The organism is Pseudaminobacter soli (ex Zhang et al. 2022) (assembly GCF_014595955.1).
Lineage (GTDB): Bacteria > Pseudomonadota > Alphaproteobacteria > Rhizobiales > Rhizobiaceae > Kumtagia > Kumtagia pseudosoli.
In genome coordinates this window covers 286,435-313,051 of the sequence record NZ_JABVCF010000005.1, presented here as the reverse complement: position 1 = coordinate 313,051, position 26,617 = coordinate 286,435, and the positions used below count along the sequence as shown (strand labels likewise).

The 26,617-nt window shown below is 64.3% G+C and carries 20 protein-coding genes and 1 pseudogene; 3 read left to right on the top strand and 18 right to left on the bottom strand.

Annotation, left to right across the window (positions count from 1 at the left end; translation table 11 throughout):
• Positions 1-22 precede the first annotated feature (22 nt).
• The gene (locus HUI96_RS11885; protein WP_188254866.1) at positions 23-2,209 is read right to left on the bottom strand and encodes a TonB-dependent receptor domain-containing protein; all 2,187 of its coding nucleotides are present in this window, start codon (positions 2,207-2,209) and stop codon (positions 23-25) included.
• Between the two features lie 167 nt (positions 2,210-2,376).
• Here HUI96_RS11885 and HUI96_RS11880 point away from each other — a divergent pair, with 167 nt between their 5' ends.
• From HUI96_RS11880 to HUI96_RS11870, 3 genes and pseudogenes are all read left to right on the top strand, one after another.
• A complete protein-coding gene (locus tag HUI96_RS11880; protein ID WP_188254865.1) occupies positions 2,377-3,312 on the top strand; it encodes a heme/hemin ABC transporter substrate-binding protein in 936 nt (311 codons plus the stop codon).
• A 14-nt stretch (positions 3,313-3,326) separates the two neighbouring features.
• Positions 3,327-4,423 (top strand): annotated as a pseudogene (locus tag HUI96_RS11875) (FecCD family ABC transporter permease).
• A 7-nt stretch (positions 4,424-4,430) separates the two neighbouring features.
• Complete coding sequence (locus HUI96_RS11870; protein WP_188254864.1) at positions 4,431-5,225, top strand: heme ABC transporter ATP-binding protein; 795 nt, start codon at positions 4,431-4,433, stop codon at positions 5,223-5,225.
• 161 nt (positions 5,226-5,386) lie between these two features.
• On the opposite strand, the gene HUI96_RS11865 is transcribed toward HUI96_RS11870, so the two are convergent.
• The 17 genes from HUI96_RS11865 to HUI96_RS11785 all read right to left on the bottom strand — a co-directional run bounded on the left by HUI96_RS11865 (position 5,387) and on the right by HUI96_RS11785 (position 26,603).
• Positions 5,387-7,522 carry a xanthine dehydrogenase family protein molybdopterin-binding subunit gene (locus HUI96_RS11865; protein ID WP_188254863.1) on the bottom strand — a complete coding sequence of 712 codons (2,136 nt, stop codon included), beginning with the start codon at positions 7,520-7,522 and terminating at the stop codon, positions 5,387-5,389.
• The gene (locus HUI96_RS11860) at positions 7,519-8,517 is read right to left on the bottom strand and encodes an FAD binding domain-containing protein (RefSeq protein WP_188254862.1); all 999 of its coding nucleotides are present in this window, start codon (positions 8,515-8,517) and stop codon (positions 7,519-7,521) included. Before HUI96_RS11860 ends, HUI96_RS11865 begins: the two co-directional genes overlap by 4 nt.
• Before the next feature lie 3 nt (positions 8,518-8,520).
• Positions 8,521-9,135 (bottom strand): (2Fe-2S)-binding protein, encoded by a 615-nt coding sequence (locus HUI96_RS11855; protein WP_188254861.1) that lies wholly within the window; start codon positions 9,133-9,135, stop codon positions 8,521-8,523.
• 288 nt (positions 9,136-9,423) lie between these two features.
• On the bottom strand, positions 9,424-11,418 hold the full coding sequence (gene ftsH / locus HUI96_RS11850) for an ATP-dependent zinc metalloprotease FtsH (protein WP_188254860.1): 1,995 nt from the start codon (positions 11,416-11,418) through the stop codon (positions 9,424-9,426).
• 208 nt (positions 11,419-11,626) lie between these two features.
• Positions 11,627-12,253: a sulfotransferase family 2 domain-containing protein gene (locus HUI96_RS11845; RefSeq protein ID WP_188254859.1), complete on the bottom strand. Its 627-nt coding sequence runs from the start codon at positions 12,251-12,253 to the stop codon at positions 11,627-11,629.
• A gap of 267 nt (positions 12,254-12,520) precedes the next feature.
• Complete coding sequence (locus tag HUI96_RS11840; RefSeq protein ID WP_188254858.1) at positions 12,521-12,925, bottom strand: dihydrofolate reductase; 405 nt, start codon at positions 12,923-12,925, stop codon at positions 12,521-12,523.
• 115 nt (positions 12,926-13,040) lie between these two features.
• The gene (locus tag HUI96_RS11835) at positions 13,041-14,318 is read right to left on the bottom strand and encodes a cysteine desulfurase-like protein (RefSeq protein WP_188254857.1); all 1,278 of its coding nucleotides are present in this window, start codon (positions 14,316-14,318) and stop codon (positions 13,041-13,043) included.
• Positions 14,319-14,496: 178 nt separating this feature from the next.
• Positions 14,497-17,658, bottom strand: coding sequence for an efflux RND transporter permease subunit (locus HUI96_RS11830; protein ID WP_188254856.1), 3,162 nt, complete (start codon positions 17,656-17,658; stop codon positions 14,497-14,499).
• A complete protein-coding gene (locus HUI96_RS11825) occupies positions 17,658-18,800 on the bottom strand; it encodes an efflux RND transporter periplasmic adaptor subunit (RefSeq protein ID WP_425299214.1) in 1,143 nt (380 codons plus the stop codon). The genes HUI96_RS11830 and HUI96_RS11825 overlap by 1 nt, the downstream gene beginning before the upstream one ends.
• A 327-nt stretch (positions 18,801-19,127) precedes the next feature.
• Positions 19,128-19,766: a DUF6766 family protein gene (locus HUI96_RS11820; protein WP_188254854.1), complete on the bottom strand. Its 639-nt coding sequence runs from the start codon at positions 19,764-19,766 to the stop codon at positions 19,128-19,130.
• Positions 19,767-19,997: 231 nt separating this feature from the next.
• Entirely contained in the window at positions 19,998-20,402 is a 405-nt protein-coding gene (locus tag HUI96_RS11815; RefSeq protein WP_188254853.1) for a DUF427 domain-containing protein, read from the bottom strand.
• Between the two features lie 97 nt (positions 20,403-20,499).
• Positions 20,500-21,183, bottom strand: a complete 684-nt coding sequence (locus tag HUI96_RS11810; protein WP_188254852.1) for an ABC transporter ATP-binding protein — start codon at positions 21,181-21,183, stop codon at positions 20,500-20,502.
• The gene (locus HUI96_RS11805; RefSeq protein WP_188254851.1) at positions 21,184-22,470 is read right to left on the bottom strand and encodes a lipoprotein-releasing ABC transporter permease subunit; all 1,287 of its coding nucleotides are present in this window, start codon (positions 22,468-22,470) and stop codon (positions 21,184-21,186) included.
• Positions 22,467-23,798, bottom strand: a complete 1,332-nt coding sequence (gene proS, locus HUI96_RS11800; protein WP_188254850.1) for a proline--tRNA ligase — start codon at positions 23,796-23,798, stop codon at positions 22,467-22,469. Before proS ends, HUI96_RS11805 begins: the two co-directional genes overlap by 4 nt.
• Positions 23,799-24,226: 428 nt before the next feature.
• Entirely contained in the window at positions 24,227-24,496 is a 270-nt protein-coding gene (locus HUI96_RS11795; RefSeq protein ID WP_188254849.1) for a DUF1467 family protein, read from the bottom strand.
• A gap of 1 nt (position 24,497) precedes the next feature.
• Complete coding sequence (gene mce / locus HUI96_RS11790) at positions 24,498-24,902, bottom strand: methylmalonyl-CoA epimerase (RefSeq protein ID WP_188254848.1); 405 nt, start codon at positions 24,900-24,902, stop codon at positions 24,498-24,500.
• A 30-nt stretch (positions 24,903-24,932) separates the two neighbouring features.
• A complete protein-coding gene (locus HUI96_RS11785; protein WP_188254847.1) occupies positions 24,933-26,603 on the bottom strand; it encodes a ribonuclease J in 1,671 nt (556 codons plus the stop codon).
• Positions 26,604-26,617 lie beyond the last annotated feature (14 nt).

Genomic DNA, 26,617 nt, shown 5'->3' with positions numbered 1-26,617 from the left:
CCGGTATTCCTCGCTGGCCCGGTCAGCCGCCGAAGCGGACCGTTGCACCCAGTTTCAGGCTCAGTCCCGGCTCGTAGACCACACTCGTCGTCGTCGCATTGAGCGGGTTCGCATAGCGAACGTCGAAGATATTGTCCGCACGGAAGTCGAACCGGAAATTGTCGCTAACCTGATAGTTCGCGAACGCATTGACGAGCGTGAAGTTCTCCGAGAACGCCGCCCCCGCCGGCGGACTGTTGTACTGCACCTCGCCTCCGAGCGTCAGGCGGTCCTCCAGCATGCGGAAGCCGAGCAGGCCGGTTACCTGCGACGACGGGATGGTGACGAGATCCTCCCGCTTTCCGTTGGCGATCCGGTAGCCGTCGATGATCGAGATATTCAGGCCCCCGAAGACATCGCCGGCGTCATAGAAGGCCTCGAGTTCGAAACCGTTGATCCTGGCTTCCGCGAAGTTCTGATACTGGAAGCAGATCGGGATGTAGCTCGGATTGCCGAACAGGTCCGGCCGCAGCGGACATCCGCTCGTCGGATCGAATGCGGAGAGTGTCTGCCCGTCGATGAAGTCCTCGACATCGTTGTTGAAGTAAGCCGCCTTGAGCCGCAAGCTGTCACCGCCCCTGAAAAGGTCGTCGCGGCCGTAGTTGATGCCCGCCTCCCATGTCCTGCCGGTCTCAGGCTTCAGGTCCGGGTTGGGCAGGAAGGGGAAAACGACCCCGTTCGGGTGCAACCCCGTCACCAACGTCTCACTGAGCGTGGGCGAACGGTAGCCTTCCGCATAGGTGCCATAGAATTGCAGGCCGCTCAGCGCCTCTCCGGTGAAGGGAGACACGCCCACGGTCAGGCGCGGCGACAGCCGCGAGCCCGAACTGTCGGTGTCATCGCCGCTCAGGCTGTAGCTGTCGTAGCGCAGCGCTCCGATGATCTCGAGCCAGTCGAAGGTCATCTTGTCCTGGACATAGGCACCCCAGACCGTGCGCTCGCCTGAAGGCGTGTAGAAGTCGCTGCCGCCGATCGGACTTTCGGTGACCACGTCATCCGTCAGCCAGTCACCTCCGTAGGTGAGTTCGTGGGAGAACGCGCCCGTCTCGAAACGCGAGGTGTTCCAGATGTCGATCCCGTAAGTGCTCAGATCATATGAGGTCAGCGATCCGCGAGGAATGATGACGGGCCTGCCTGTCGTCGGATCGAACTGCCGCACGTCCGTCAGATAGGTCTGGTCGAGGTTCGCCCTGTTCAGGGCGACACTGACGGTGAGGTCGAGCCAGCTCTGGTCGGGATCGGTGACTTGATAGCGGCCGGTCAGGGTGTTCTGGGTCAGGTCCAAGTCCGAAGTGCCCGTGCCTTCGCTCCATCCGTCCTTCGTTCCAACCCACCCCAGCTTGAGCTCGCTGTTTTCGCTCGGGCGAACGGTGGCCTTCACGAGCCCGCTCAGTACATCGAAGGCGCTCCCCGGTACCGGATCGCCGGCGCCATCTTCATACTGGCCGTAGTCGCGCCAGACGATGTTGCCGATGATGTCGGTGGCGTCGTTGAACCTGTAGGCGCCGACCGCGCTTGCGGTCTTCTCGTCGCCATTGCTCTCGTAGCGGCTCGTGAGCGCGCCGGCCCAGGTCTCCTCCGGCTTCAGGAAGTCGGAGGCATCCTTCGTCTCGAAATAGACCACGCCGCCGATCGCTCCGGAACCGTAGGTGTTCGCCACCGGCCCGCGCACCACGTCCACCTGCTGAACCAGCAGCGGATCGATCCAGAAGACGCTCTGAGTGCCGTGACCCGAGCGCTGGAAATTTTGACGCGCGCCATCGACGATCACTGCGACCCGACCGAAATCCTGCAGGCCGCGGATGTTGACCGACGATGCGGACCGATTGGCGTCCACCTGCACCGCAACGCCGGGGACACCGCTCAGCATTCCCTGCGGCGTCGTCGCCATCCGGCGCTCGAGCTGCCCCTCGCCTACATGGCTTACCGAGCCCAGCGTGTCGATCGCGCTCTCGCCGGTGCGGCTCACCACCGTGATGGTATCCAGGACGGTTACGCCTGCAGCCGCTTCTTCACTCTGAGCCTGCTGGTCAGTTTGCTGGTCCGCGGCCTCCTGGGCCGATGCAGACCCGCATAGGGCCAGGCCCGCCAATCCTATGAGAAGTGCCCCGCGGCCCGCAGGCAAGCGTCCGCTGTTACGTCTCGTGCTGCCGGAAATCTGTCCAGCCATATGCCCCACCCTTGTCAAGCATGAAATGCGTCCGGCTGGCTTCGGGCTGGCTGGATCAAATGGTTGCGCCGAACTCCTGCCGTCAGGGTTCAGCTGTTGCGCTGCCTATAAAACATGATAATTGGAGTCAAGTTTATAGATGATGACGTCGAGCGACATTCTACGGGATGCCGCCGGGGCAAAAACGCACAAGGACGCTTCCCATCACCCCGCTCGCTGATCTCCGCCGAGCAACGCTTTGGCTCTGCGTCTTGCTGACCTATCCCGCGCTGGCCGGCCAACCGTCGAAACTCAGCAGCGACGCCGCGTTCGCAAGCGACGCCCGCCTCGTGGCAATCGGCGGCTCCATCACCGAGATCGTCTATGCCCTTGGCGAGCAGAACCGATTGGTTGCGCGCGATTCGACCAGCGTCTATCCCGCTGATGCGATGCGGCTGCCGGATATCGGCTATATGCGGCAGCTTTCGCCGGAAGGCGTGCTGTCCGTTGGTCCGGAGGGGATCATCGCGTTGGAGGGCAGCGGTCCGCCCGAGGCTATCCAGGTGCTCAAGCGCTCCAGCGTTGCATTAGTGACGATTCCGGAAAGATTCGACCGCGAGGGGATTCTCGACAAGATCAGGAGGGTCGGCAGATCCCTCGGCGTCGAGGAGAAGGCCAGCGCCCTTGCTACCGAGGTCGTAACGGATCTGGACCAGGCTGTCGCATTCGCCCGCAATGCAGGCGAGCCAAAGCGCGTCCTCTTCATCCTGTCCATGCAGGACGGAAAGATCCTTGCCTCCGGCACCGGCACCGCGGCCGACGGCATGAGTCGGCTGGCCGGCGGGACCAACGCGATCGAGGGTTATGCCGGCTACAAGCCGCTGACGCAGGAGGCCATCATCGAGGCTCGGCCCGACGCGGTCCTGATGATGGATCGCGGCGGCGAACATGCCCCGGACCCCGACACGGTGTTCGCCAACCCGGCCTTGGCTGCCACGCCAGCAGGCGCATCGCGGAAACTGATCAGGATGGACGGTGCCTATCTGCTCGGCTTCGGTCCGCGCACCGCGAAGGCCGTGCGCGACCTGGCAAGCGCGCTTCATGGCCCGCAATCGTCGAACTAAACGGCGATCTTGAGATGACAGCAATCGAGCGGACAACTGCCAGGACGGGAAGCCGGCCGAAGGTTCGCGCGGGCGATCGATCCGCATTGGCGAAGGGGGCGATCCCTGCCTCGGAGTGCTTCTGGCCGTCGTCTTCCTGCTCAGCCTGACGGCTGGCGCCTCGGACGCGTCGGCGCTCGCCGTGATTCACGATCTCCTTTTCCGTGAGGTCGATGGCCTTGCCGCCTACGAGCGAATAGTGATCCTCGAGATCCGATTGCCGCGGGCAGTGCTCGGGATGCTGATCGGTGCTGCGCTGGCCATATCCGGGGCCGTGATGCAGGGGCTCTTCCGCAATCCGCTTGCCGATCCGGGGCTGGTCGGGGTCTCCAGTGGCGCGGCGCTCGGAGCTGTCTCAGTCATCGTGCTCGGCGGTGGGGTCCTGGCGTCGGCGGTTGAGTTTCTCGGAACCCACGCGCTGCCCCTTGCCGCCCTTCTCGGCGGGCTGGCGACCACCTTGATGCTCTATCGCGTCGCGACGCGTCGCGGCGAGACCTCGATCGCCACCATGTTGCTCGCGGGCATCGCGCTCGGCGCCTTGGCTATGGCGATCAGCGGCGTCCTCATCTTCGTCGCCGACGACCAGCAACTCCGCGACCTCACCTTCTGGCAACTCGGCTCGCTGGCCGGTGCCAGTTGGGTCAAGATCGGCGCGGCCGGCCCGATCATCGCGGCGGCTCTGATCGCCTGCCCTTTCCTGGCAAGGTCGCTCAATGCCATGGCACTCGGAGAGGCGGCTGCCCACCATCTCGGAATTCCCTTGCAGAGAATGAAGGTGATCGCGATCGTGGTCGTGGCCGCCGCCACTGGCGCCTCGGTGGCGGTCAGCGGCGGCATCGGCTTCGTGGGGATCATCGTCCCGCACCTGCTCAGGCTTCTGATCGGGCCCGACAACCGCTACCTGCTGCCCGCCTCGGGGCTGTTGGGGGCGATCGTACTTCTGCTCGCCGACGCGGCGAGCCGCATCCTGGTCGCACCGGCGGAATTTCCGATCGGCATCGTCACCGCAGCCGTCGGGGCACCGTTCTTCCTCTGGATCCTGCTGAAGCGCCGCGGCGTGCTCGACCTGTGAGGATGAAATGATTCAAACGGGGAATCTCTCGGCAAGATTGGGCGGGCGTCGTGTCCTGGAGAACGTGTCATTCCAAGCCGAGTCTGGGCAACTCACGGCCATCATCGGCCCGAACGGCTCCGGCAAGACTACCCTGCTGCGGGCATTGTCAGGCGAAATCCCATGCTCCGGTGACCTCACCATCAACGGCATGGATAGCCGGCGGCTGAAGCCCTGGCGGCTTGCGAGCATGCGCGCGGTGCTGCCGCAGAAGACATCGCTGTCGTTTCCCTTCACAGTCCGCGAGGTGGTTGCCCTCGGCCTGACCGGCGGCCGCTCCGGAGTAAGCGGTGGCGAAGTGGTGGCTTTGCCGGACAGGGCATTGCGTTGCGTCGATCTCGACGGCTACGCGGGCCGATTCTACCAGGAGCTTTCCGGTGGCGAACAGCAGCGAGTCCAACTCGCCCGGGCGCTGTGCCAGGTGTGGGAACCCGTCCTGGACGGCGTGCCTCGATGGCTACTTCTGGACGAGCCAGTGTCGAGCCTCGACATACATCACCAGTTGGCGATCATGCGTCTCGCATCGGAGTTCGCCCGGGCCGGTGGCGGCGTTATCGCCGTTCTCCACGACCTGAACCTGACCTGCATGTTCGCCGATCGGATCCTGATGATGCGCTCCGGGCGCCTGCATGCCTGCGGCCGCACTCCGGAGGTGATGACGGATTCGCTGCTTGCGGAGGTGTTCGGGTGCTCGTTGCGGGTGGGAATGGCTCCCGGCGCGGGCCAGCCCTTTGTGCTGCCACAATCGGTTCACGCATCCTGAGTATCGGCCTCTATCAGAGGGCCAGAACGCCCTCGGCGGACTGTGGTCGCCGGTTCCGGTAATCGAGCTCGGGCGCGTTACGGTTCAGCATCTCGACCACATGCGCTGCTGAGTCGTCTCAACTACCGTATTGTTCAAGGATCCGACTGACTTGAAACCGCTCAGAGCAGCTTGTCTGGCGTGACGGGCAGTTCGCGGATGCGCTTGCCGGTGGCGTGGTAGATCGCGTTCGTAATCGCCGGAGCGACGCCCACCATCGCGATCTCGCCGACCCCCTTCACGCCGAGCGGGTTCACGTGCGGGTCCTCCTCCTCCACCAGGATCACATCCATGACCGGCGGCGCGTCGGCGTGGACCGGCACTGCATACTCGGCAAGGTTGCCGTTCGGAACGCGGCCGTTGCGCGGATCAACGACCGCATGCTCCATCAGCGCCATACCGATGCCACCGATCATCCCGCCGATGCACTGGCTGCGGGTGGTCTTCGGGTTGACGATGCGGCCGGCTCCATAGGCGCCGACGATACGCCGCACGCGCGTTTCGCCGAGGTCCGGATCGACCGCCACCTCCGCGAACACGGCGCCGAAGGCATGCATGGAGAATCGCTTGCCGGCGCCCCCCGGCTTCACGTTGGCCGAGGCCTCGAGGGGCTGGCCGACGCGCTGCATGGCCTCGGCGAGGTCATTCGCGCCGCCGCGTGCCAGCGCCTCGTCCCGCACCTTGAGGCAGGCCGCCTGCACGGCGCTGCCGACGCTCGCCATCGTCATTGAGCCGCCATGGGGCGGCGTCTTCGGAAACCGGCTGTCGCCGAGCGTGAACTTCACGCGCTCCATCGGCAGGCCGAGAGCATCGGCCGCAACCTGGGTCATCGACGTCCACGTCCCCGGCCCCATGTCGCTCGCCGCGCTCATCACTTCAGCAGTGCCGTCGGGCAGCAGGCGCGCCATGGCCGCGGCGGGTGCGAAGTTCATCGGATAGGTCGCGGTGGCCATCCCCCAGCCGATCAGGAGCCGATCGTCGCGCATCGAACCCGGTTCGGGGGTGCGCCTGCTCCAGCCGAAGCGCTCGGCGGCGGCGCGGTAGCACTCCCGCGTCGAGCGGCTGGAGAACGGCAAGTTCTTGAACTCGTCCCGCTCCGGCTCGTTGCGCAGGCGCAATTCCACCGGATCCATTTCGAGCGCTGCCGCCAACTCGTCCATCGCGGATTCGAGCGCGAAGATGTTGCTCACCTCCCCCGGCGCGCGCATGTAGGTCGGCGTGTGCACGTTCATCGGCGCGATGCGATGGCGCGTGTAGACGTTGGGGCAGGAATGGAGGAAGCGCGTCGCGTTGGTGAGCGCCTCCGAGTATTCTTCGTAGGCCGACGTCTCCTGATAGGCGTCCTGAATGGTCGCGGTGAGACGGCCGTCGCGCGCGGCCCCCAGCGCGACCCGCTGGACCGTGTGCGGCCGGTAGCCGGTGCCATAGTACATCTCGCGACGCGACAGCATCACCTTGACGGGCCGTCCCGCCACCTGAGCACCAAGTGCCGCGAGGGTGACATGCGGCCAGGTCCGCAGCCCCGAGCCGAAGGCGCCGCCGACGAAGGGCGAGATCACCTGGACGTTCTCTGCCGGGATGCCGAAAACGGAAGCGATCTCCTCGGCAACGTTGCTCACCCACTGGGACTTGTCCCAAAGCGTCAGCTGGTCGCCGTTCCAGGCTGCGATCGTCGCATGCATCTCGATCGGGTTGTGGTTCTCGCGCGGGATCACATAGGTGCGATCGATCCGGACCTCGGCGGCGGCGAGTGCGTCCTGGGCATCGCCCCGTCTGGTCTCTGGCGACCGCCGCTCGCCTTGGTCGGTCTTCTGCATGGTCGGCCTGACCGGATCGACGCGGCCGACGTCGACGATCGCGGGTTCGGCGGCATAGGTGACATCGACCAGGTTAGCAGCATGCACCGCCTGTTCCAGCGTCTCGGCGATCACGAGCCCAATAGGCTGGCCCTGGTGATTGATCCGGTCGTCCTGGAGCACGTGCAGGCGCTCGCCGATATCGGGATCGGTAAAACCCTTGTGGGGGCGGTAGGGCAGCTTCGGCGCGTTGAGATGCGTCAGGACGGCGATCACACCGGGTGTCGCTTCGGCCTTGGTGCTGTCGATGGAGCCGATGCGCCCCTTCGGCACCGTGCTCCTGACGATGACGCCATGCGCCTGACCCGGCGCGCTGAACTCAGCGGCGTAGGTGGCGCGGCCGGTGACTTTCGCGCGGCCATCGACGCGGCTGATGGGTTGTCCAATGACCGCGATGTTCATGTGCGTGCTCCCGCAATTTCGACCGCACGTACGATCGCGCGCTGCATGAGCTCGATCTTGAAGTCGTTATGCCCTTGTCCCTGCGCGCCCTCGGCAGCGAGCGCTGCCGCTTGCCGGAGCCTTGCCGGCTCCAGGCTAGCCCCGGCCATAGCCGTCTCGACCTGAGGGACGCGCCAGGGCTTGGTCCCGACCCCGCCAAGCGCGATGCGCGCCCGGCGAATGCCGCTGCCGTCCATGTCGAGCGCCACCGCCGCGGACACGACGGCAAACTCGAACGAGGCACGATCACGGACCTTCAGGTAATGGGAGCGGAGCCCTGCCGCATCGGCCGGGACGGTGATTGCAGTGATCACCTCGCCCGCCTCCAGCACGGTTTCCATGTGCGGCGTGTCCCCAGGCAACCGGTGGAAGTCGGCCAGCGGTATCGAGCGATCGCCTCCGGGCCCACCAACCTCCACGACCGCGTCGAGCGCGACCAGCGCGACCGCAAGGTCGGAAGGATTGACGGCGATGCAGTTCTCGCTCGTGCCGAGCACGGCGTTCCAGCGGTTCTCACCGCCTATCGCCGAGCAGCCCGAGCCCGGCACGCGTTTGTTGCAGGACACATAGCCGACATCGCGGAAATAGGGGCAGCGGGTGCGCTGCAGGAGATTGCCGCCCATCGTCGCCTGGTTGCGGACCTGCGGGCTCGCAGAGTTCAGCAAGGCTTGCGCGATGATCGGAAACCGCTCGACCACTTCGGCATGGGCCGCCACTTCCGCCATCGTCGCAGCAGCGCCTAGCCTCAGCCCCTGCGGTCCGACCTCGATTCGATCATCCAGCAGGCCGGCGAGGCTGACCAGTTTCTCAGGGCGGCGTACGTTCTCCTGCAGGAGTTGCACCATGTCCGTGCCGCCGGCGATATATTCGACAGGCGCGTCATTGCGGCCGGCCTGCGCACGCAAGGCCAGTGCGGCATTGAGATCGCGCGGGCGTTCAAGGGCGAAGGGATACATCGCTCAGCCTCCCCGCGTCGATCCGGTGACTGCGGCCGCGTCCCGGATGGCCGCGACGATGTGGTCGTAGGCTCCACAGCGGCACAGATTCCCGCTCATCCACTCGCGGATTTCTTCCGGCGAGTTGGCATGACCTTCGTTGATGCATGCGACGCCGGCCATGATCTGCCCCGACGTGCAATAGCCGCACTGGAAGGCATCTCTTTCGATAAACGCGGCTTGGAGCGGGTGGAGTTGGTCGCCCTGAGCGAGGCCTTCGATCGTCGTGATCTCGCGCCCCTCCACGAGGGCAGCGAGATTGAGGCAGGATTTGACGCGCTTGCCGTCCATTAGCACCGTACAGGCACCGCACTGGCCAAGGCCGCAGCCCTTCTTGGAGCCCGTGAGGTGCAAGTGTTCGCGCAAGGCGTCGAGCAACGTGGTGCGCGCGTCCAGCGCCAGCCGGTGCTCGGCTCCATTGACGCGGAGCACGACGTCAAGCGGAGCGGGCGCCGACCGATAACCTTGCGCCGCGGCTGGCGAACTGGCTCCGGGCATGAGTTGTCCTCCTACAAGAGCGCCGCCGGTCACCGCAGCGATTTCCAGCAGCTGTCGTCGGGTCACATCGGAGCGGGGCATCGTCCTGCCTCTTGGTCTCGGCAACTCGGGCAGACTATGGGTCGAGGCACGCTGATTGGGCAGGGACCATCGACCTTGCCTTGATTGGTCGCCATGGCGAAGGCCCAACGCGCCGGTGTCTCCGATGATCTAAGGCACGCATCGGCCGCGACTAGTCGTCAAATCGCACGAGTTTTCTTCCGAGGCCAAATGCAGCGGCCAACTCGATGACCTCTGCCGCAGTCGCGCGATAGGCTTTCGACCGCAGTATGGCGGTCCGGAGAGTGCTGCCTCTCCGGGACTGAACGCCTAGCCGGAAGCCGTTCCTACGGCCAAAGCAGTCGGGCGATCCGGAAGGGAAGGTGCAGGCGGGAGTGTCGTCACCTCGAGAATCTCTTTCTCGTCGAGCGATTCCTGCTTCATCAGGGCGGCGACCAGCAGATCGAGTTCTCTTCGGTGTTGCCGCAGAAGGAGTTTGGCCTCTTCGTGGCAATCGTTGATGATCCGCGCGACTTCGGCGTCGATCAGGCGGGCGGTCTCGTCGCTGTAGGGCTTTGATGTGCCGAAGCCGCCGGAACCCACCCAGTTGTTCTGGCGAGGCCCAAGCTGGACCATGCCCAGGGCGTCGCTCATACCCCAGCGGGTGACCATCTGCCGGGCGATGGCGGTCGCCTGTTCTATGTCGCTTTCTGCGCCGGTGGTTCGGGTGCCGTAGACGATCTCCTCAGCCGCGCGGCCGCCCAGCATTCCGATGATCTTCGCGCGCAGATAGGCTTCGGGATAGTTGTATCGGTCGGTCTGCGGCCTTTGGTAGGTGACGCCGAGCGCCTGGCCGCGGGGCACGATGGTGACGCGGTGAACCGGGTCGGCGCCGGGGACGACCAGACCAAGGATGGCGTGCCCGCCTTCGTGATAGGCGACCCGTTCGCGATCGGCATCGCTCAGGATGATCGGCCGTTCCGGCCCGAGCACGATCTTCTCCAGCGCATCGAGAAAGTCCTTTTGGTGGACCTTGTCCTGTTCCCTGCGTGCCGCGAGCAGCGCCGCCTCGTTGACCAGGTTCTTGATGTCCGCGCCGGAGACGCCAGGCGTGGTCTGCGCGATGTCGGCAAGGTCGACGTCGTCGGCAAGCGGCACCTTGCGCGTATGCACCTTGAGGATCGCTTCGCGTCCGTTCTTGTCGGGTAGGTTGACCACCACGCGCCGATCGAAGCGGCCAGGTCTGAGCAAGGCCTTGTCCAGAACGTCGGGCTGGTTGGTGGCGGCCAGGACGATGACACCTTCACGGCTGGAAAATCCGTCCATCTCCGTGAGGATCTGGTTGAGAGTCTGTTCCTGCTCGCTCGCTCCGCCGATCGCGGCCCGGCCCCTGGCCCGTCCTATCGAGTCGATCTCGTCGATGAAAATGATTGCCGGTGCATGCTTACGCGCTTCCGAAAACAGATCCCTGACCCGCGCGGCACCGACACCGACGATCATTTCCACGAACTCGGCGCCGCTCATCGAGAAGAACGGTACTTCGGCCTCGCCGGCGACGGCCCTTGCAAGGAGAGTCTTTCCTGTTCCCGGCGCGCCGACCAGCAGCACGCCTTTCGGAGCCGTCCCGCCGAGCCTCGTGTACTTTTCGGGGTTCTTGAGAAAATCGACGATCTCGACCAGTTCGTTCTCCGCCTCGTCGATGCCGGCGACATCCGCGAAGGTGACCTTCGTCTCCGTTTCCTTGTCGAAGCGTCGTGCCCTGCTTTTGCCGATGCCGCCCAATCCGCCGAACATCCCGCCGCCCTGCTTCGCCGCCCTGCGGAACAGCCAGACATAGAGGGCGATGATCAGGATCGTCGGCCCGAAGCTCCACAGCAGCAGGCTGAGTGTGCTGGTTCCGGACTGAAGCGGGGTCGCCCTTATGTCGACCTTGCGCTGGATCAGCTCGGATTCCAGGCCGGGATCGACGAAGACGGGCAAATTGGTGGTGAAATTCACCACCTTCCGGGTCTCGGTCTGCGCCGGCTGCCCCTGCTCCCGCGGCGGCGTCCAGTCGACCGGCGACTTGAACCGGCCCTCGATCGCCTGACCCTCGCTATGGATGGCTTCTATGTTGTCCTTCGCGAGTTCGGTCCTGAACAGGGTGTAGGAGATGGAAACCGGGGCCTCCGGGCCGGGAAAAAGAAGGTTTGCAAGGAGGTAGTTGGCGAAGAGCAGGACCAGAAACAACAGCCAGGTCCGGCCGGGCGGAATTGCGGCCTTGCCTCCAGTTCTATCGCCGGGCGGGACACCTGCGGGTTTCGTCGTGTGACTCTTGAGCGCCACGGCTTCTCTCCCTCGATCGGCTTTGGAAGATAGCGCAGCGACGGGGACCGCCCACCGGGCGGCTCGGCCCTTGCAGTGGGTGGAGAGAAAGTGGTCTCGAGCTCGACGAGCGTTTGGCTCGCCTGGCTTTCGTTTTCACAGTTCAAACGAGGGTTAGCGGTTCAACAGCGTCGGACAGCCGAGCCATGCTTCGACGCGAGGAACGGGATCAGAACTGGTATCCGAAGTTGGCGAAGTCGCGCCGCCAGATCTCTTCCACCAGTTTGCGCTCGGTCTCGCCGTAGTACTCCCGATAATGCCCACGCTTGCTGGCGTTCTTGCGCGTCAATTCCGGCGCATCGGACAGGTCCAGCCGCTCGACGATGTCGCGATAGGCCTCCTCCATCGCCTCGAACCGGTAGATCTTGTCGACCAGCGGAGCGCCGTTCCAGCCATAGAGCTTGGAGGTCTGATCGTCCCTTAGGAGCCGCCGCTTCTCCGAACGAAGGAATTCGCCAAAGCTCTGGCCCGCAGTTCTCTCGTGACGATGGTGGTCCTTTTCGGTTTTGATGAAAGCGTAGCGTGAAACGGCCAGGTCATATGGATTTCGGACCAGGCCGAACTTGAATGCGGCGTCGAAGAAGTCGGCTGGGAGCTTCAGCTTCGCCCATTGCGCGGAAGCATGCGGCCCGAATTTGGCGTTCATTCCTCCCGGAATGGGAAGGTGGGAGAGTAGCCGCCGCCACTGTCCCCCAGGCCTCTTGGTCGAGTAGGGCCGCAGGGCCTTCTTGATCGCCTGGCCGCCCGTCTTGGGGACATGTACAAAGATGAAGTTCTTATCGGTGGAAATCAGCATCCTGCGGCAGAACTAATCCGGGTGCCGGATCATCGTCAACATGCCATGCAATCTCCCTGCACCGTACCCTGGCCGCTTCCCGACAGCCATGACCCTGCGATCCTATGCGATCACTCGACATTTTGCGGAGCGACATGCGGCTCCGGCTGCGCGGTTGAATGCGAGCGGCTGATATCTTGGCTCGCACGGGGAAGATTGTGGCACGCCCATCTCGATCGGGTCCGCGCCCGGAAACGCACGTCCCCTCACCGTCAAATAGAGGCCCCGTCAGGTCTTGCCGAGCAGCCAGTTCGGGTTGAACCAGCGATCCGCCGGCCCGTCATAGGGCAGGCGTGTGATGTCCCAGTGGCTGACGAACCGCGCATAGGCGTCCCAGACGGGCGGACCGCCGCCGATGAACACGATACGACCGGCGAAGCGGCTGAGCGTTTCCTCGGGGTCCATGCTGGAGCGGACGACCACGAGTTCCCGATCGGTCCGGGCATAGTCTGGCACGCTGGCAATCGTCTTCGGGCCGGCCAGCAGAACGTGGCCTCGGGTCAGTTCAAAAAAACGCGCAACGTCGGCGCGGTAAATGGGGGCGCGGTTGCCTTCCCATGGAAGCCCGCCATCCAGCCCCAATTGGCCGGATTGGCCGATGGCACACATGACCCGGACGACGGTATGTTTCATGTCATTGCTCTCCAGCGTCCTGTGCCGTCTTCCTAAGCCCCTAACCCCGGCCGATCAATTTCGTTTGACCCTCCTCGGCGCGTTCGAAAGAATGCAGGGCGGCCGCCCTTCCCCCTCAGTCGTCGTTGCGCAGCAATTCGCGCCTTAGCACAGAAAGCAGGATGTCGACCTCCTCCGGGGTGTTGTAGTGGGCAAGCCCGATGCGAAGCACGCCGCCGAGATCGTAGAGGCCGAGGCTGCGGATGGCTTCCACCGCATAATTGTGGCCGTTCCAGACGAAGATGTTCTCGTCCGCCAGCCGCTTCGCCAGCTTCGCGGGATTGCGGCCTTCGATCTTCACCGAGACGGTCGGCACCCGGCGATCCATCGCCTCGTCGGCGGTCAGTCCGCACACCGTCACGGCCGGCATCGACTTGAGGCCCGCGATGAGGCGCTGCGTCAGCGTCTTTTCATAGGCGAAGAGCCCATCCATCGCGGCACTCATCGCCGCCTGGCGGGGCGAACCGGCCTGCGCCGGCTTCAGATCCGGGAACATCGTGTCTCCCACCCAAGCCAGATAGTCGAAGGCGCCGAGCAGGCCGGCGATCGCCTCGTGCGACAGCGTTCCTGTCTCGAACCGTTCGGCGCCGTGGTTGGAGGCCGGTCGAACCTTGTAGGCGTCGAGCTTCTCGACGATCTCGCGCCGGCCCCAGAGCACGCCGAGATGCGGGCCAAAAACCTTGTAGGCGGAGAATGCCAGGAAGTCGCAGCCGATCGCCTGGACGTCGATGGCGCCATGCGGGGCGAACTGGACCGCATCGACATAGCTCATTGCGCCGACGGCCCGTGCCGCCGAGCAGATCCGCTGCACATCGTTGATCGTGCCCAGAGCATTGCTCGCATAGTTCACCGCCACCAGCCTCGTCCTGGGCGTGAGCAGCGTTTCGAGGCAATCCAGATTGTATTCGAAGGTCTCCGGATCGAAGGCCAGCCACTTGACCGTCAGGCCGAGATCCTCGGCCACGAGCAGCCACGGCGAGACGTTCGCCTCGTGGTCCATACGGGTCACGATCAGTTCGTCACCGGGCTTGAGCAGCTTGGCGATGGAGCGGGAGACGTTCAGCGTCAACGTGGTCATGTTCTGGCCGAAGGCGATCTCCTCCCGGCCGGCTGCGTTGACGAACTCCGCCGCGGCAAGATGGGCGTCGGCCAGGATAGCATCGGTCGCGACCGTCGTGGCGAAATAGCCGCCGGAGTTGGCGTTATGGCGGGTGAAGTACTCGACCGTGCGGTCGATCACCTGCCGAGGCACCTGGGTTCCGCCCGGATTGTCGAAGTAGATCCTCGGCCGCCCGCCGTCGGCGATCGCGAGCGAAGGGAACTGCGAGCGAATCGCCTGTATGTCGAAGGTCATGCACCTCTCCGGAACTCTCGGCGGGTCCGCGCAGTGGCACGGAAACCCACACACTGCCTAGCCCGGAGGCGATGTCCTGCTCAAGACGCTTCAGAAATTGGGCATTGGCCCAGGCGTGATCCGGCCGAGCAAACCAAAAAGCGCGAGCCGGCACGATGGTCCCGTGACCTCGCGACCCCTACTCCGCCGCCGCGCGCCGCTGCTCTAGTTCGACCAGGGTCTCCGGCCGCTCGCTGACGACCGCCGCTGCCGGCGGCGTCTCCTCCTTGCGCCTCGGCCACAGGCCGACGAGCCAATCCGAGAGCCCCTCCATGTACAGGTAAATGACGGGCGTGATGTAGAGCGTCAGCGCCTGCGAGGCGAGCAGTCCGCCGACCACTGCGACGCCGAGGGGCTGGCGCAGTTCAGCGCCCGCCCCGGTGCCGAGCGCGATCGGCAGGGTACCCATCAGGGCCGCCAGCGTCGTCATCATGATCGGACGGAAGCGCATCAGGCTGGCGCGGTGGATCGCCTGTATCGGCGTCATCCCCTCGCGCCGCAGCACCAGCGCCACGTCGATCATCATGATGCCGTTCTTCTTGACCACGCCGATCAGCATCAACAGGCCGATGATGGCGATGATCGAAACGTCCATGCCCGCAAGGCGCAGCGCGACCAGCGCGCCGACGACGGCCGAGGGCAGGCCGGTCAGAATGGTGAATGGATGCACGAAGCTCTCATAGAGCATGCCGAGGATGATGTAGATCGTCAGGATGGCGCCGGCGATCAGCAGGCCCTGGTTGGCAAGCGAGTCCTCGAAAACCTTCGCCGTGCCGGCATAGGTGGTCGAGACCGTGTTCGGTAGCCCGATCTGCTCCTTGAGCGCGTTGACGCGCGCCACACTCTGGCCGAGCGCTACACCCTGCGGCAGGTTGTAGGAGATCGTCACGGCCGGCAGTTGTCCAAGCTGGCTCACGGTGAGCGGGCCTGCGGTGCGCTCGACCCGCGCGAATGCGCCGAGCGGTACCACGCCGCCGTTTGCGGTTCTCACCCGCAACGACAGCATGTCGTCCGCCGACCACTGCAACCTCGGATCCAGTTCGAAAATGACCTCGTAGCTGTCCACCGAGCCATAGATCGTCGAGACCTGGTCGGTGCCGAAGCCGGAATAGAGCGTCGAGCGCAAGGTCTCGGCGTCCACGCCGAGGGTTGCCGCCCTGTCGCGGTCGACCACTAGGGTCGCCTGCAGGGCATTGTCGCTGAGATCGGTGGTCACGTCCGTAAACGTGTGATCCTTGCTCATCGCGTCCGCGAGCTTCGTCGCCCACTGGTTCGTCTCGCCCAGGTCAAGGCTCTGGACGACGAGTTGGTACTGGCTCTTGGACGCGCGCGCGCCAATGCTGAGGTTCTGGATCGGCACCATGTAGGTGCTGATGCCTGGAACTCTGGCGAGATCGCGTCTCAGGTCGGCCAGCACCTTCTCGAGATTTGGACGCTGGTCCTTCGGCTTGAGCTGAACAAACATGCGGCCATTGTTGAGCGCGCTTGAACTATACGAACTGCCGCCGACCGAATGCGCCACATGCGCCACGTAGGGTGATTTCGAGAAGACCTCCGCCACTTGCGTCTGCAGCTTGGCCATTGCGTCGAAGGACACGTCCTGCCTGGCCTCGGTCGTCACCTGCAACTGGCCGATATCCTCCTGCGGAAAGAACCCCTTCGGCGAAATCTGCAGCAGCCACACTGAAAGCACGGACGAGGCGAAGAACACCATCAGCACCGAAAACCGGTGCTTGAGGCAGAAGCTCAACGTGCGGTCGTAGCCACGAAGGAAGAAGCCCCTGCCCTCATCATTGGCCGCGCGCCCACCTGCCCGCATCTTCGGGCGCCTCAGCACCCGCGAGCAGAGCATCGGCGTCAGCGTCAATGACACGAACATGGAGGCAAGGATCGCGACGGTGACAACCACGGCGAACTCGTTGAAGACCCGCCCGACCACGCCGCCCATCAGCAGCACGGGAATGAAGACGGCCACCAGTGAGACCGAGATGGAGATGATGGTGAATCCGATTTCGCGCGAACCCTGGAGCGCCGCCTCAAAGGCCGATACCCCGTGCTCCTCCATGTGCCGGAAGATGTTCTCGAGCATGACGATCGCGTCGTCGACCACGAGGCCGACCGCCAAGGTCAGGCCCATTAGCGAGATGTTGTCGATGGAGAAGCCGAAGACATACATCACCCCAAGCGTGGCGATCAGTGAGATCGGCACGGCGACCGCAGGAATGATCGTCGCGGTGACGCGCCTCAGGAACAGAAAGATCACCAGCACCACCAGGGCAATGGTGAGTCCAAGCGTGACCTGGACATCGTGCACGGCGGCACGGATCGGGACCGACCGGTCATTGAGCAGCTTGATGCTGGCCGTGGGTGGAAGCTGACTGTCGAAGGACGGCAGCATCGACTTGACCCGATCAACCACGGCGACCGTGTTGGCGTTCGGCTGGCGCTGCACCCCCATGAGGATTGCCCGCGAGCCGTCGTACCAACTCGCATTGGTGGTTACCTCGACCGAATCGATCACGCGCGTGACGTCGCCGAGGCGTACGGGATGGCCGTTACGGTAGGCTACCACGAGATTCGAGAAGGCGGCCGCGTCGTTGAGCTGGGTGTCCGCCGTGATCGTGAGCTGCTGCTGCCGGTTTTGCAGCGTACCGACCGGCGTGTTGCTGTTGGCCGCCGCTACGGCGGTCCGAAGCTGGTCGACCGATATGCCGCGCGAGGCCAGCGCATTGGGGTCGATCTGGATGCGGACGGCATATTTCTGGCTGCCGAAGATCGAAACCTGCGCGACGCCGTCGATCGTGGAAAGCGAGGGCGAGATCACGTTCTCGGCGAAGGCATCGAGATCGCTGAGCTTCACCACGTCGCTCGTAAGCCCCAGGATCAGGATGGGCGCATCCGCCGGATTGACCTTACGGTAGCTCGGTGGGCTCGGCATCTGCGGCGGCAGCGTGCGCAGTGTGCGGGCGATCGCCGCGTTCACGTCGGCCGCTGCCGCATCGATGTTGCGGTTCAGGTCGAACTGGATGGCGATCGAGGTCTGGCCGAGCGAGTTTGTAGTGGAGATGGAGTCGATGCCGGCGATCGTCTCGAACTGCTTGATGAGAGGCGTCGCCACGGCAGTCGCCATGGTCTGCGGAGAGGCACCGGGCAGTTGGGCCGAGACATTGATGACGGGGAAGTCGGCGCTGGGCAGCGCGGCGACGGGCAGGAACTTGTAGGCGAACATGCCTCCGAGCACGAGCGCGAACGACATCAGCAGAGTCGCGACCGGCCGACGGATACAGAATTCGGAAATCATCAGCTCTTACCGCGTGGCTGATCGTCCTGGGCGATGTTGGGCGGGCTCGCAGCCCCGGGTGGAGACGTGCCGGATGGAACCGGGGGAGCACCCTCCTCCGCCGCCTCGCGCACAGGTGTGCCGTTGGCGAGCCGTGTCTGGCCCTCGATCACGACGCGCTCGCCGCACTTCAGGCCCTCGCCGACCGCGGTGCTATCACCTTCGGCGAGCGCCACCTTGATCGGGCGGATCTCGACCGTGTTGTCTGGCTTGACCACAAAGACGTAGGTGCCCTTCTGGCCGGACTGCACGGCGACCGTCGGGATGGAGGTCATCTGCGGCATCATACCCGCCTCCAGCACCACATCGACATACTCGCCGGGCCAAAGCGACAGATCCGGGTTCGGTAAGGTGGCCCTGGCGGTGATGGTGCCGGAGGCGGTATCCACGCTCGAATCCAGGAAATCGAGCGTACCCTGCCCGATCACCTGCGCATCGCCGGGCTTTTGGAGGATCACGGCGCCGGGCCGGGCCTCCGCCAGCGCCTTCTGGAGCAGCCGTAGATCGCTCTCCGGCAGGTTGAAGCTTACCCTGAGCGGATCGACCTGGGTGATGGTTACCAGCGGCACCGCGGTGACGGCACCCATGGCGGGACCCACGACGTCACCGACCGAGACCCGGACAGCGCCGAGCCGCCCCGCGATCGGAGCCGTGATCGTGGCGTAGCTGAGTTGCACCAGATCGGCGTCGAGTTGCGCCTGGTCGCCGGCGGCCGTGGCCTGCGTCACTTTCTGATTGGCAACGGCCTGGTCGTATGCCTGCCTGGTGCCCGCCTGCTTTTCCAGCAGTTGCTTGGCACGGCTCAGGTCTAGCTCGTTCACGGCCAGCGTCGCCTGGTCCTTGGCGAGCGCGGCCCTGTCGCGTTCGACCTGTGCCTTCAGCGAGCGGTTATCGAGCTGAAACAGGAGGTCTCCCGCCTTGACCATCTGCCCGTCCTGCACCGCGATCGATACGAGTTGGCTCGAGATCCGGGCGGCGACGGAGACCACGGCTGGCGAGGAGATCGCCCCGATGGCCGTGCGGCGGATGGGGAAATCGGCCGTGGAGGCGGTGGCGGTCACGACGGACACCGCGCGCGGAGCCGGCGCCGTATGCCTCTTCACCTCGCCATTACTCCGCAACAGAGCCCAGGCCGGGTCCAGGCTTCCTGTATTGCCGAACCAATAGAACGAAGCCGCGGCTGCAATGCATAGTACAGCCAACGTCGAGGAGATAATCCTTCTGCGCATGGCAGCGGACCTTTCCGAACCAGATTACTCGGTTCGTTCGTGCACTCCAATAGGAGCACGAATGCAGTCCTAAGATAGTGCTGCAGCGCGGTAGAAGACCAGTCGGCGGATGATTAAGAATGTGTAATCGAGTGGGGCGCCTGAGCGAACACGTCCGTTCGCGATTTGGGAGGGCGTCAAAGCAGGATCTCGAGACGGATCTCAGGTCCCGGTCTGCTTGTGCGGGGCGTTGACCGGCTTGGATTCGGGCGAGCCGCGGAAGCGCAGGAATATCGAGAGCACGACCAGCACCGCGGTCGACAGGAATTCGGACTGCCAGTTCTGGAACGACTCGAACCAGAAGCGGGGCTCGGCGATGTAGGCGGCGACGCTCTTCACTTCGCCCCCGTGGAGGAGCGCCTCCTCGTTCGCGGCGTCGAGGCTGCCGCTGAGATGCAAGCCGAAGGAGAACACGAACAGTAGGGCAAGAGCGATGCCGAGCGAATAGGCATAAAGGAACCGGCCAACGCTGCTCATCCCGGGTGCCTTGAGCGGCCGCCGGCGTTCTTCCTCCTCATCGCCGCCATCCGGATCCCGCGACTCCGCCGAGCCGCGCTGAAAGAGATAGGCCGTCAGGATCACATAGGCCGCCATCTGCAGGAACTCGCTCTCCCAGTTCTCGAAGAGCGCGGAAATAAAGTCGCCGCTGCCGAGATAGGCGAGGAGGCCGATGCCGGCACGGCCGTGTTCGGCAAGCTCCTCGTTATATGCGCTCCAGCCGGAGACGGCCATGCCGATCAGGGTGAGAAGGAAGGCGAGCGTCAGGGCGATCGTCAGCCCGTTGTCGCGAAGGAATTTCATCAGCCTTTTCCCTCATGCTATTGAGCTGATTGCTCAATACGCTTGAAGCTTCTTTGTTCCTTTCCGGGACATACAGCAGGACGTTCTCAGTCCGCTTGCTCCTGAATAGCTCGCGAAAGGTCGCCTCGGCGTCATCCGGCTCGCGCGTCACTACGCTCGCCCGGCCGAATAACGAAACACCGCTAGGCGCTCCCGCGCTAGGCCCCGTACTATCCGCCAAGGACGGTCCGGCTACTCCGCAAGGTGCGGCCTGTGCGCCGTGTCCGGGATCGGATCGGCGTCGATCGAGACGAGCCGCTCGTCGAAGGCGCCGTGATCTGCGATCGCCGATGCCACCGGGTTCGGGGTCTCGTAGGCCCACATGACGTTGCGGGCGCCGTCGCCGACGGCGCTGACGTCCCAATAGCTCGCAGTCCCCTTGATCGGGCAGCGGGTCGAGTGGTTCGCCCGCTTCAGGAAGTCGAAATAGATGTCCTCGAAAGGTATATAGAGGACCGGCTCCCTGCCGGGCTCCTGCAATATCCTCGCGCGCCGCGTCGAAGCGATTACCGCGTCTGAAAACCTGACCGTCACGGTGCCGTCGAAAGGCTCGATGGAAAGCTCCTCTGCGTGGGAGCCGGCGGCTTCGGGTGACATCTCGACCTCCTGCTTGGCGTTTGGTGTCAAACGCTTCGGTGCAGAGGCCGTTCCTTCGGCGTGTCGTGGCGGTCTCGCTCGAGCGGCCGCTCCACCTTCAAAGAGGCACAACGTGCCCTTCAGCCAAGGTGACGCGCCGGTCCATACGCTGCGCGAGCTCGTGATTGTGCGTGGCGATCAGCGCCGCCAGCCCGGACTGCCTTACCAGTGCCGAGAGCGCATCGAACACATAGGACGCGGTGGCCGGATCGAGATTGCCGGTCGGCTCGTCGGCCAGGAGCACCAGCGGCGCATTGGCAACGGCGCGTGCGATCGCCACCCGCTGCTGCTCACCTCCGGAGAGTTCGGCGGGCCGGTGATCGGCGCGCTTTGCAATCTGCATGTAGTCGAGCAGTTGCATGGCGCGGCTGTGCGCCTCCTTGACCGGGAGGCCCTTCACCAGTTGCGGCATCATCACGTTCTCCACGGCCGAGAACTCCGGCAGCAGGTGATGGAATTGATAGACGAAGCCGATGTCGTTGCGGCGGATGGCCGTGCGCTCGTCATCGGAGAGCCGCCCGCACGCCCGGCCGGAGAGGATGACATCGCCCGCATCCGGCCGCTCCAGCAGGCCTGCCGTGTGCAGAAGCGTCGACTTGCCCGTGCCGGAAGGCGCCACCAGCGCCACCATCTCGCCGCGGGTCAGCACGAATTCGGCCCCGTTCAGGATCGTCAGCTTGCGCTGGCCCTGCACGTAGTGGCGCTCGACCGCCTTCAATTCGAGAACGATGTTGTCGGCCATCTATTCGTATCGCAGCGCTTCGACGGGATCGAGGCGCGCGGCGCGCCATGCCGGAAAGATCGTGGCGAGGAAGGAAAGCACTAGGGCCATTGCCACAACCGAGGCGGTCTCTCCCAGATCCATCTGCGCCGGCAGCCTGCTGAGGAAATAGAGCTCCGGATTGAACAGCACGGTGCCGGAAATCCAGGAGAAGAACTGCCGGATGCTCTCGACATTCAGGCACACGACAATACCGAGCACCACGCCGGCAATGGTGCCGGTCACCCCGATCGCAGCACCCGTCATCAGGAAGATGCGCATGATCGCGCCGCGCGTCGCCCCCATCGTACGCAGGATGGCGATGTCGTGCCCCTTGTCCTTCACCAGCATGACGAGGCCAGAGATGATGTTGAGCGCGGCCACCAGCACTATCAGCGTCAGGATCATGAACATGACGTTTCGCTCGACCTGCAGCGCCGAGAAGAAGGTCTGGTTGCGTTGTCGCCAGTCGGTCAGGTAGATCGGCCGCCCGGCCGCCTCCTCGACCTTGAGCTTCAGCGCGTCCACGCCGTCAGGATTGTCGACGAACACCTCGATCGATTGCGCCTGGCCCTCCATATTGAAATAGAGCTGCGCTTCGCTGAGCGGCATGAAGACGATCGACGAGTCGTATTCGGACATGCCGACCTCGAAGATGGCCGTGACCGGATAGGCTTTTACGCGAGGCGACGTGCCAAAAGGCGTCGCATCGCCCTCCGGCGCAACGAGCGTGATGGTCTCGCCCAAAACCAGCCCGAGATTGTCGGCCATCCTGCGTCCGATGGCGACGCCCTCGCTCGTGTCGAACCCCGTCAGCGAACCTTCCCTGATATTGCCCGACACCAGGCTGACTTTGGCAAGGTCCTCACCCCGGATACCGCGCACGAGAGCGCCATTGCCCGGGCCGGCAAGGCCCGTGGCGAGCACCTGCCCCTCGATCAGGGGAATGGCGTATCGCACGCCCGGAACGCCATTGATGCGGGTTGCAAGCGCTTCGTAGTCGTCGAGCGGCAGGTCGACCGGGGTCACGACCAGATGGCCGTTGATGCCGAGAATCCGCGACAGCAGCTCGGCGCGGAAGCCGTTCATGACAGCCATGACGATGATCAGCGTCGCGACGCCCAGCATGATGCCGATGAAGGAGATCGAGGCGATCACCGAGATCACAGTCTCCTTGCGGCGCGAGCGCAGATAGCGCCACGCGACCATGCGCTCGAAGGTCGAGAAGGCGCCTGCTCCGGCCGGCTTCGCCGCGGCCTTTTCCGTCATGCCGAGAGGTCCGAAAGCCGCCGCGCCACCTCGGCGAGCGGTGCCGTAAAGCGCTCGCCGGACCTACGCCGCTTGATCTCGGCCTCCCCCACAGCAACACCCCGCGGGCCGATGATGACCTGCCACGGAAGTCCGATCAGGTCGGCGGAGGCGAATTTGCCGCCGGGCCGCTGGTCAGTGTCGTCGTAGAGCACATCGTGTCCGGCGGCCGACAGTTCACGGTAGAGCTCGTCGCAGGCGCGGTCGCACTCCGCGTCCCCTGCCTTCATGTTGATGAGGGCCACGTCGAACGGCGCCACCGCCTCCGGCCAGATGATGCCGTTCTCGTCATGGCTCGCCTCGATGATCGCCGCGATCAGCCGACTCGGCCCGATGCCATATGAGCCCATCGAGACGAAGTGATCCTTGCCGTCCGGTCCCGCCACCTTGGCGCCCATTGGCTTGGAATACTTCTCGCCGAAATGGAAGATGTGGCCGACCTCGATGCCCCGCGCGGAAAGCCTCTCGGCCTCGGGAAGCGCTCCCCAGGCCGCCTCGTCGTGCATCTCCTCGGTCGCGGCGTAAGGCGTCGTCCACTGCTTCACGATGCCGCCGATCTCGGCATCGTTGGCGAAGTCGGTGTCCTCACCGGGAACCGAAAGCTCGAGGAACTCGCGGTCGCAGAAGACCTGGCTCTCGCCGGTGTCGGCGAGGATGATGAACTCGTGGCTCAGATCGCCGCCGATCGGCCCCGTATCGGCGCGCATCGGGATCGCCTTCAGTCCCATGCGGGTGAATGTGCGCAGATACGAGACGAACATCCGGTTGTAAGCCGCCTTCGCGCCTTCATAGTCGAGGTCGAAGGAATAGGCGTCCTTCATCAGGAACTCGCGGCTGCGCATCACGCCAAAGCGCGGGCGCACCTCGTCGCGGAACTTCCATTGGATGTGATAGAGATTGAGCGGCAGATCCTTGTAGGACTTCACGTAGGACCGGAAGATCTCGGTCACCATCTCCTCGTTAGTCGGCCCGAACAGCATGTCGCGCTCGTGCCGGTCCTTGATGCGCAGCATCTCCTTGCCATAGTCGTCGTAGCGGCCGCTCTCGCGCCAGAGATCAGCGGACTGGATGGTCGGCATCAGGATCTCGAGCGCGCCAGCCCTGTTCTGCTCCTCGCGGACGATCTGGCAGACCTTGTCGAGAACGCGCTTGCCGAGCGGCAGCCAGGAGAAGCTTCCTGCTCCCTGCTGGCGGATCATGCCGGCGCGCAGCATCAGGCGATGCGATACGATTTCGGCCTCGCGGGGAGTCTCCTTGAGGATCGGCAGGAAGTAGCGCGACAGCCGCATGTCAGAACAACCGTTAATGCAGGGAACAGCACCGGAATCGGCGGCAGGAGCGACTGTCCTGCAGGCGCTTCATAGCGATTTCATGACGGGATGGAAACCCGCGCAACCCACGATCGAACCTCGCTTATCCCTGTCGCATTTTAAGGCAGGCGCCGCCTCACCGTTGTGCACCGCAGCACATCAAAGCTCCTTTCCGGACAAAATTTTCCGTGACAATTTGTCCTTCCTTGGTCTAAGGTGTTTTCGCATAACGAGAGGACGACGAAAAATCGTTCTCCTACGCGGTCAAGTCTTGGGAGGATGCGATCTAGGCGCGATACTCGCTGCCGCCGGCTACCGGAAAGCAGATCGGACGCGTTAAAAATTGCAAGGCCTCTGGCCTTGCATTTTTTTTGTGCAGATTTCTGACGGCGGCGCGAGGCACACGCCTATCTGAATTCCGGAAGTACGCGCGGAATGTCGTCGAAGCCCAGCCCGTAGTAGCGGGTCACAAGAACAAGCAAGCCGAAGATCATGAGGGAGACGATGGTCGTCCAGATCACCGCCCTCAGCATATGCGGCCCCTGCGGCGCACTGGAGACAGTGCCCATTACGCGCTCCCCGTCGTCATCTTGTGTCTTCAGCCCGAACGGGAGCACCGCGAAGAGCACCACCCACCAGATGATAAAGAAGACCGCCAGTGCGGAAACATACGGCATGTCAGGCCTGCTCGAGTTCGAGGAGCGTCCCGCAGAAATCCTTCGGATGCAGGAACAGGACGGGTTTGCCGTGGGCGCCGATCCTGGGCTCGCCATCGCCTAGGACGCGAGCACCCGCCGCCCTCAGGCGATCACGGGCGGAAACGATGTCATCAACCTCATGGCAGACATGGTGCATCCCGCCAGCCGGGTTCTTCTCCAGGAAAGTGGCGATCGGCGAGGAATCGCCCAAGGGCTCGAGGAGTTCCACCTTGGTGTTGCCCACGTCGACGAAAACCACGGTGACCCCATGCTCGGGGAGAGGTTGCAGATCGCTCACCGTCGCGCCCAGCATGTCGCGATAGATCGCCGTCGCCTTCTCCAGATCAGGAACGGCAATGGCGATATGGTTCAGACGTCCGAGCATTTTGATCCCAATCGTGCTTGGGACGCACAACTACCTCGTAACAAACACCGTCACCAGTGGCTTCTTGCCCCAGGCATCGTTTGCCGCGGCACGCACGGCGCGGCGTACCGCCTCCTGCACGAGGTCGAGGTCCTTCCTGCGGGCGCGAGGGATGGAGTCGACCGCTCCGACCGCCGATTCCAGCATCAGTTCCTCGAGATCCTCTCCATAGCCATCGACCTTGGCGACGCCGATCGCGACCAGGTCGGGGTCTCCGGCGAGTTCATAGCGGTCGTCGAACACCACGTTGACGGCGACGTGACCGACGAAGGAAAGCTTGCGCCGTTCGCGAAGCCCCGTCGCCTCGTCGTCTCCGACGATCTTGCCGTCCTTGTACATCCGGCCGAACGGCACCTGATCGATGATCTCGGCCTCTCCCGGCGCAAGGCGGATCATGTCGCCATTGCGGACCTGGGCGACTTCCGGAATGCCGGCCTCGGCCATCAGCGCACCATGCGCCACGAGATGCGCCGCCTCGCCATGGACGGGGATTCCGATCCGCGGCCTGGTCCACTCGTACATCCGGCGCAGTTCGTTGCGCCGCGGATGACCGGAGACATGAACCAACGCGCCATCGCCGTCCTCGATAATCCTGACCCCCTGGTCGATGAGCCCGTTCTTGATCTCCAGGATCGCCTTTTCGTTCCCTGGGATGGTCCGCGAGGAGAAGACGACCGTGTCGCCGGCCGAGAGCGCCACGGTCTTCATCTCGTTGCGCGCCAGCTTGGCCAGCGCCGCGCGCGCCTCGCCCTGGCTGCCGGTGCAGATCACGACGAGGTTCTCCCGAGGTATGTAGCCGTATTCCTCCTCGGTGATGAACTGCGGCAGCCCGTCCATGTATCCGAGTTCCGAGGCGACGTTGATCACCCGCTTCAGCGAGCGGCCGAGCACCAGGCACTGCCGCCCCGCGTCGCGCGCGGCCTCGGCAATGGAGCGGATGCGCCCTACGTTGGAGGAGAAGGTAGTGACTGCCACGCGCGCAGGCGCCCTTTCGATCACTTGGCGCAGGCCCCTGCCCACCGCCTGCTCGGAAGGGGATTCGCCCTCGCGAAGCGCGTTCGTGGAATCGCAGATCAGGGCCAGCACGCCCGCGTCTCCTGACGCGCGGAACCGCGGCTCGTCGGTGAGCGGACCGATCTCTGGCGCCGGGTCGATCTTCCAGTCGGCCGTATGGATGACGGTCCCGAGCGGGCTTGTGATGGCAAGCGACACCGGCTCGGGGATCGAGTGGGTGACCGGAATTGCCTCAATTTGGAACGGACCGACTGTGAAGCGCTCGCCAGGACGGAAGATGGTGATCGGCAGCTTCGGGCCGGCCTCGTCCGATCGCCGAGCCTCTAGAAGCCCCGCCGTGAACGGCGTCATCCAGACCGGCGCCTTCAGCCGCGGCCAGAGGTCGAGCAAGGCGCCATAGTGGTCCTCATGAGCGTGGGTGATCACGATCCCGCGCAGCCGGTCCGCCTGCTCCTCGATGAACCGTATGTCCGGCAGCACGAGGTCCACGCCCGGCAACCCGGCATCCGGAAAGGTCACTCCAACGTCTACGACCAGCCACTCCCGGGCGTCCGCCGGACCGAAGCCGTAGAGCGCGAAGTTCATTCCGATCTCGCCGACCCCTCCCAGGGGTGCGAAGACGAATTCGGGTCCTGAGTACTTTGCCATCTCTACTCCGCCTC

What these genes read in the sequence shown, in the direction of transcription:
- HUI96_RS11885 (WP_188254866.1), bottom strand. Translation starts at nt 2,209, where the DNA reads ATGGCTGGACAGATTTCCGGCAGCACGAGACGTAACAGCGGACGCTTG.
- HUI96_RS11880 (WP_188254865.1), top strand. Translation starts at nt 2,377, where the DNA reads ATGCCGCCGGGGCAAAAACGCACAAGGACGCTTCCCATCACCCCGCTC.
- HUI96_RS11870 (WP_188254864.1), top strand. Translation starts at nt 4,431, where the DNA reads ATGATTCAAACGGGGAATCTCTCGGCAAGATTGGGCGGGCGTCGTGTC.
- HUI96_RS11865 (WP_188254863.1), bottom strand. Translation starts at nt 7,522, where the DNA reads ATGAACATCGCGGTCATTGGACAACCCATCAGCCGCGTCGATGGCCGC.
- HUI96_RS11860 (WP_188254862.1), bottom strand. Translation starts at nt 8,517, where the DNA reads ATGTATCCCTTCGCCCTTGAACGCCCGCGCGATCTCAATGCCGCACTG.
- HUI96_RS11855 (WP_188254861.1), bottom strand. Translation starts at nt 9,135, where the DNA reads ATGCCCCGCTCCGATGTGACCCGACGACAGCTGCTGGAAATCGCTGCG.
- HUI96_RS11845 (WP_188254859.1), bottom strand. Translation starts at nt 12,253, where the DNA reads ATGCTGATTTCCACCGATAAGAACTTCATCTTTGTACATGTCCCCAAG.
- HUI96_RS11840 (WP_188254858.1), bottom strand. Translation starts at nt 12,925, where the DNA reads ATGAAACATACCGTCGTCCGGGTCATGTGTGCCATCGGCCAATCCGGC.
- HUI96_RS11835 (WP_188254857.1), bottom strand. Translation starts at nt 14,318, where the DNA reads ATGACCTTCGACATACAGGCGATTCGCTCGCAGTTCCCTTCGCTCGCG.
- HUI96_RS11830 (WP_188254856.1), bottom strand. Translation starts at nt 17,658, where the DNA reads ATGATTTCCGAATTCTGTATCCGTCGGCCGGTCGCGACTCTGCTGATG.
- HUI96_RS11820 (WP_188254854.1), bottom strand. Translation starts at nt 19,766, where the DNA reads ATGAAATTCCTTCGCGACAACGGGCTGACGATCGCCCTGACGCTCGCC.
- HUI96_RS11815 (WP_188254853.1), bottom strand. Translation starts at nt 20,402, where the DNA reads ATGTCACCCGAAGCCGCCGGCTCCCACGCAGAGGAGCTTTCCATCGAG.
- HUI96_RS11810 (WP_188254852.1), bottom strand. Translation starts at nt 21,183, where the DNA reads ATGGCCGACAACATCGTTCTCGAATTGAAGGCGGTCGAGCGCCACTAC.
- HUI96_RS11805 (WP_188254851.1), bottom strand. Translation starts at nt 22,470, where the DNA reads ATGACGGAAAAGGCCGCGGCGAAGCCGGCCGGAGCAGGCGCCTTCTCG.
- proS (WP_188254850.1), bottom strand. Translation starts at nt 23,798, where the DNA reads ATGCGGCTGTCGCGCTACTTCCTGCCGATCCTCAAGGAGACTCCCCGC.
- HUI96_RS11795 (WP_188254849.1), bottom strand. Translation starts at nt 24,496, where the DNA reads ATGCCGTATGTTTCCGCACTGGCGGTCTTCTTTATCATCTGGTGGGTG.
- mce (WP_188254848.1), bottom strand. Translation starts at nt 24,902, where the DNA reads ATGCTCGGACGTCTGAACCATATCGCCATTGCCGTTCCTGATCTGGAG.
- HUI96_RS11785 (WP_188254847.1), bottom strand. Translation starts at nt 26,603, where the DNA reads ATGGCAAAGTACTCAGGACCCGAATTCGTCTTCGCACCCCTGGGAGGG.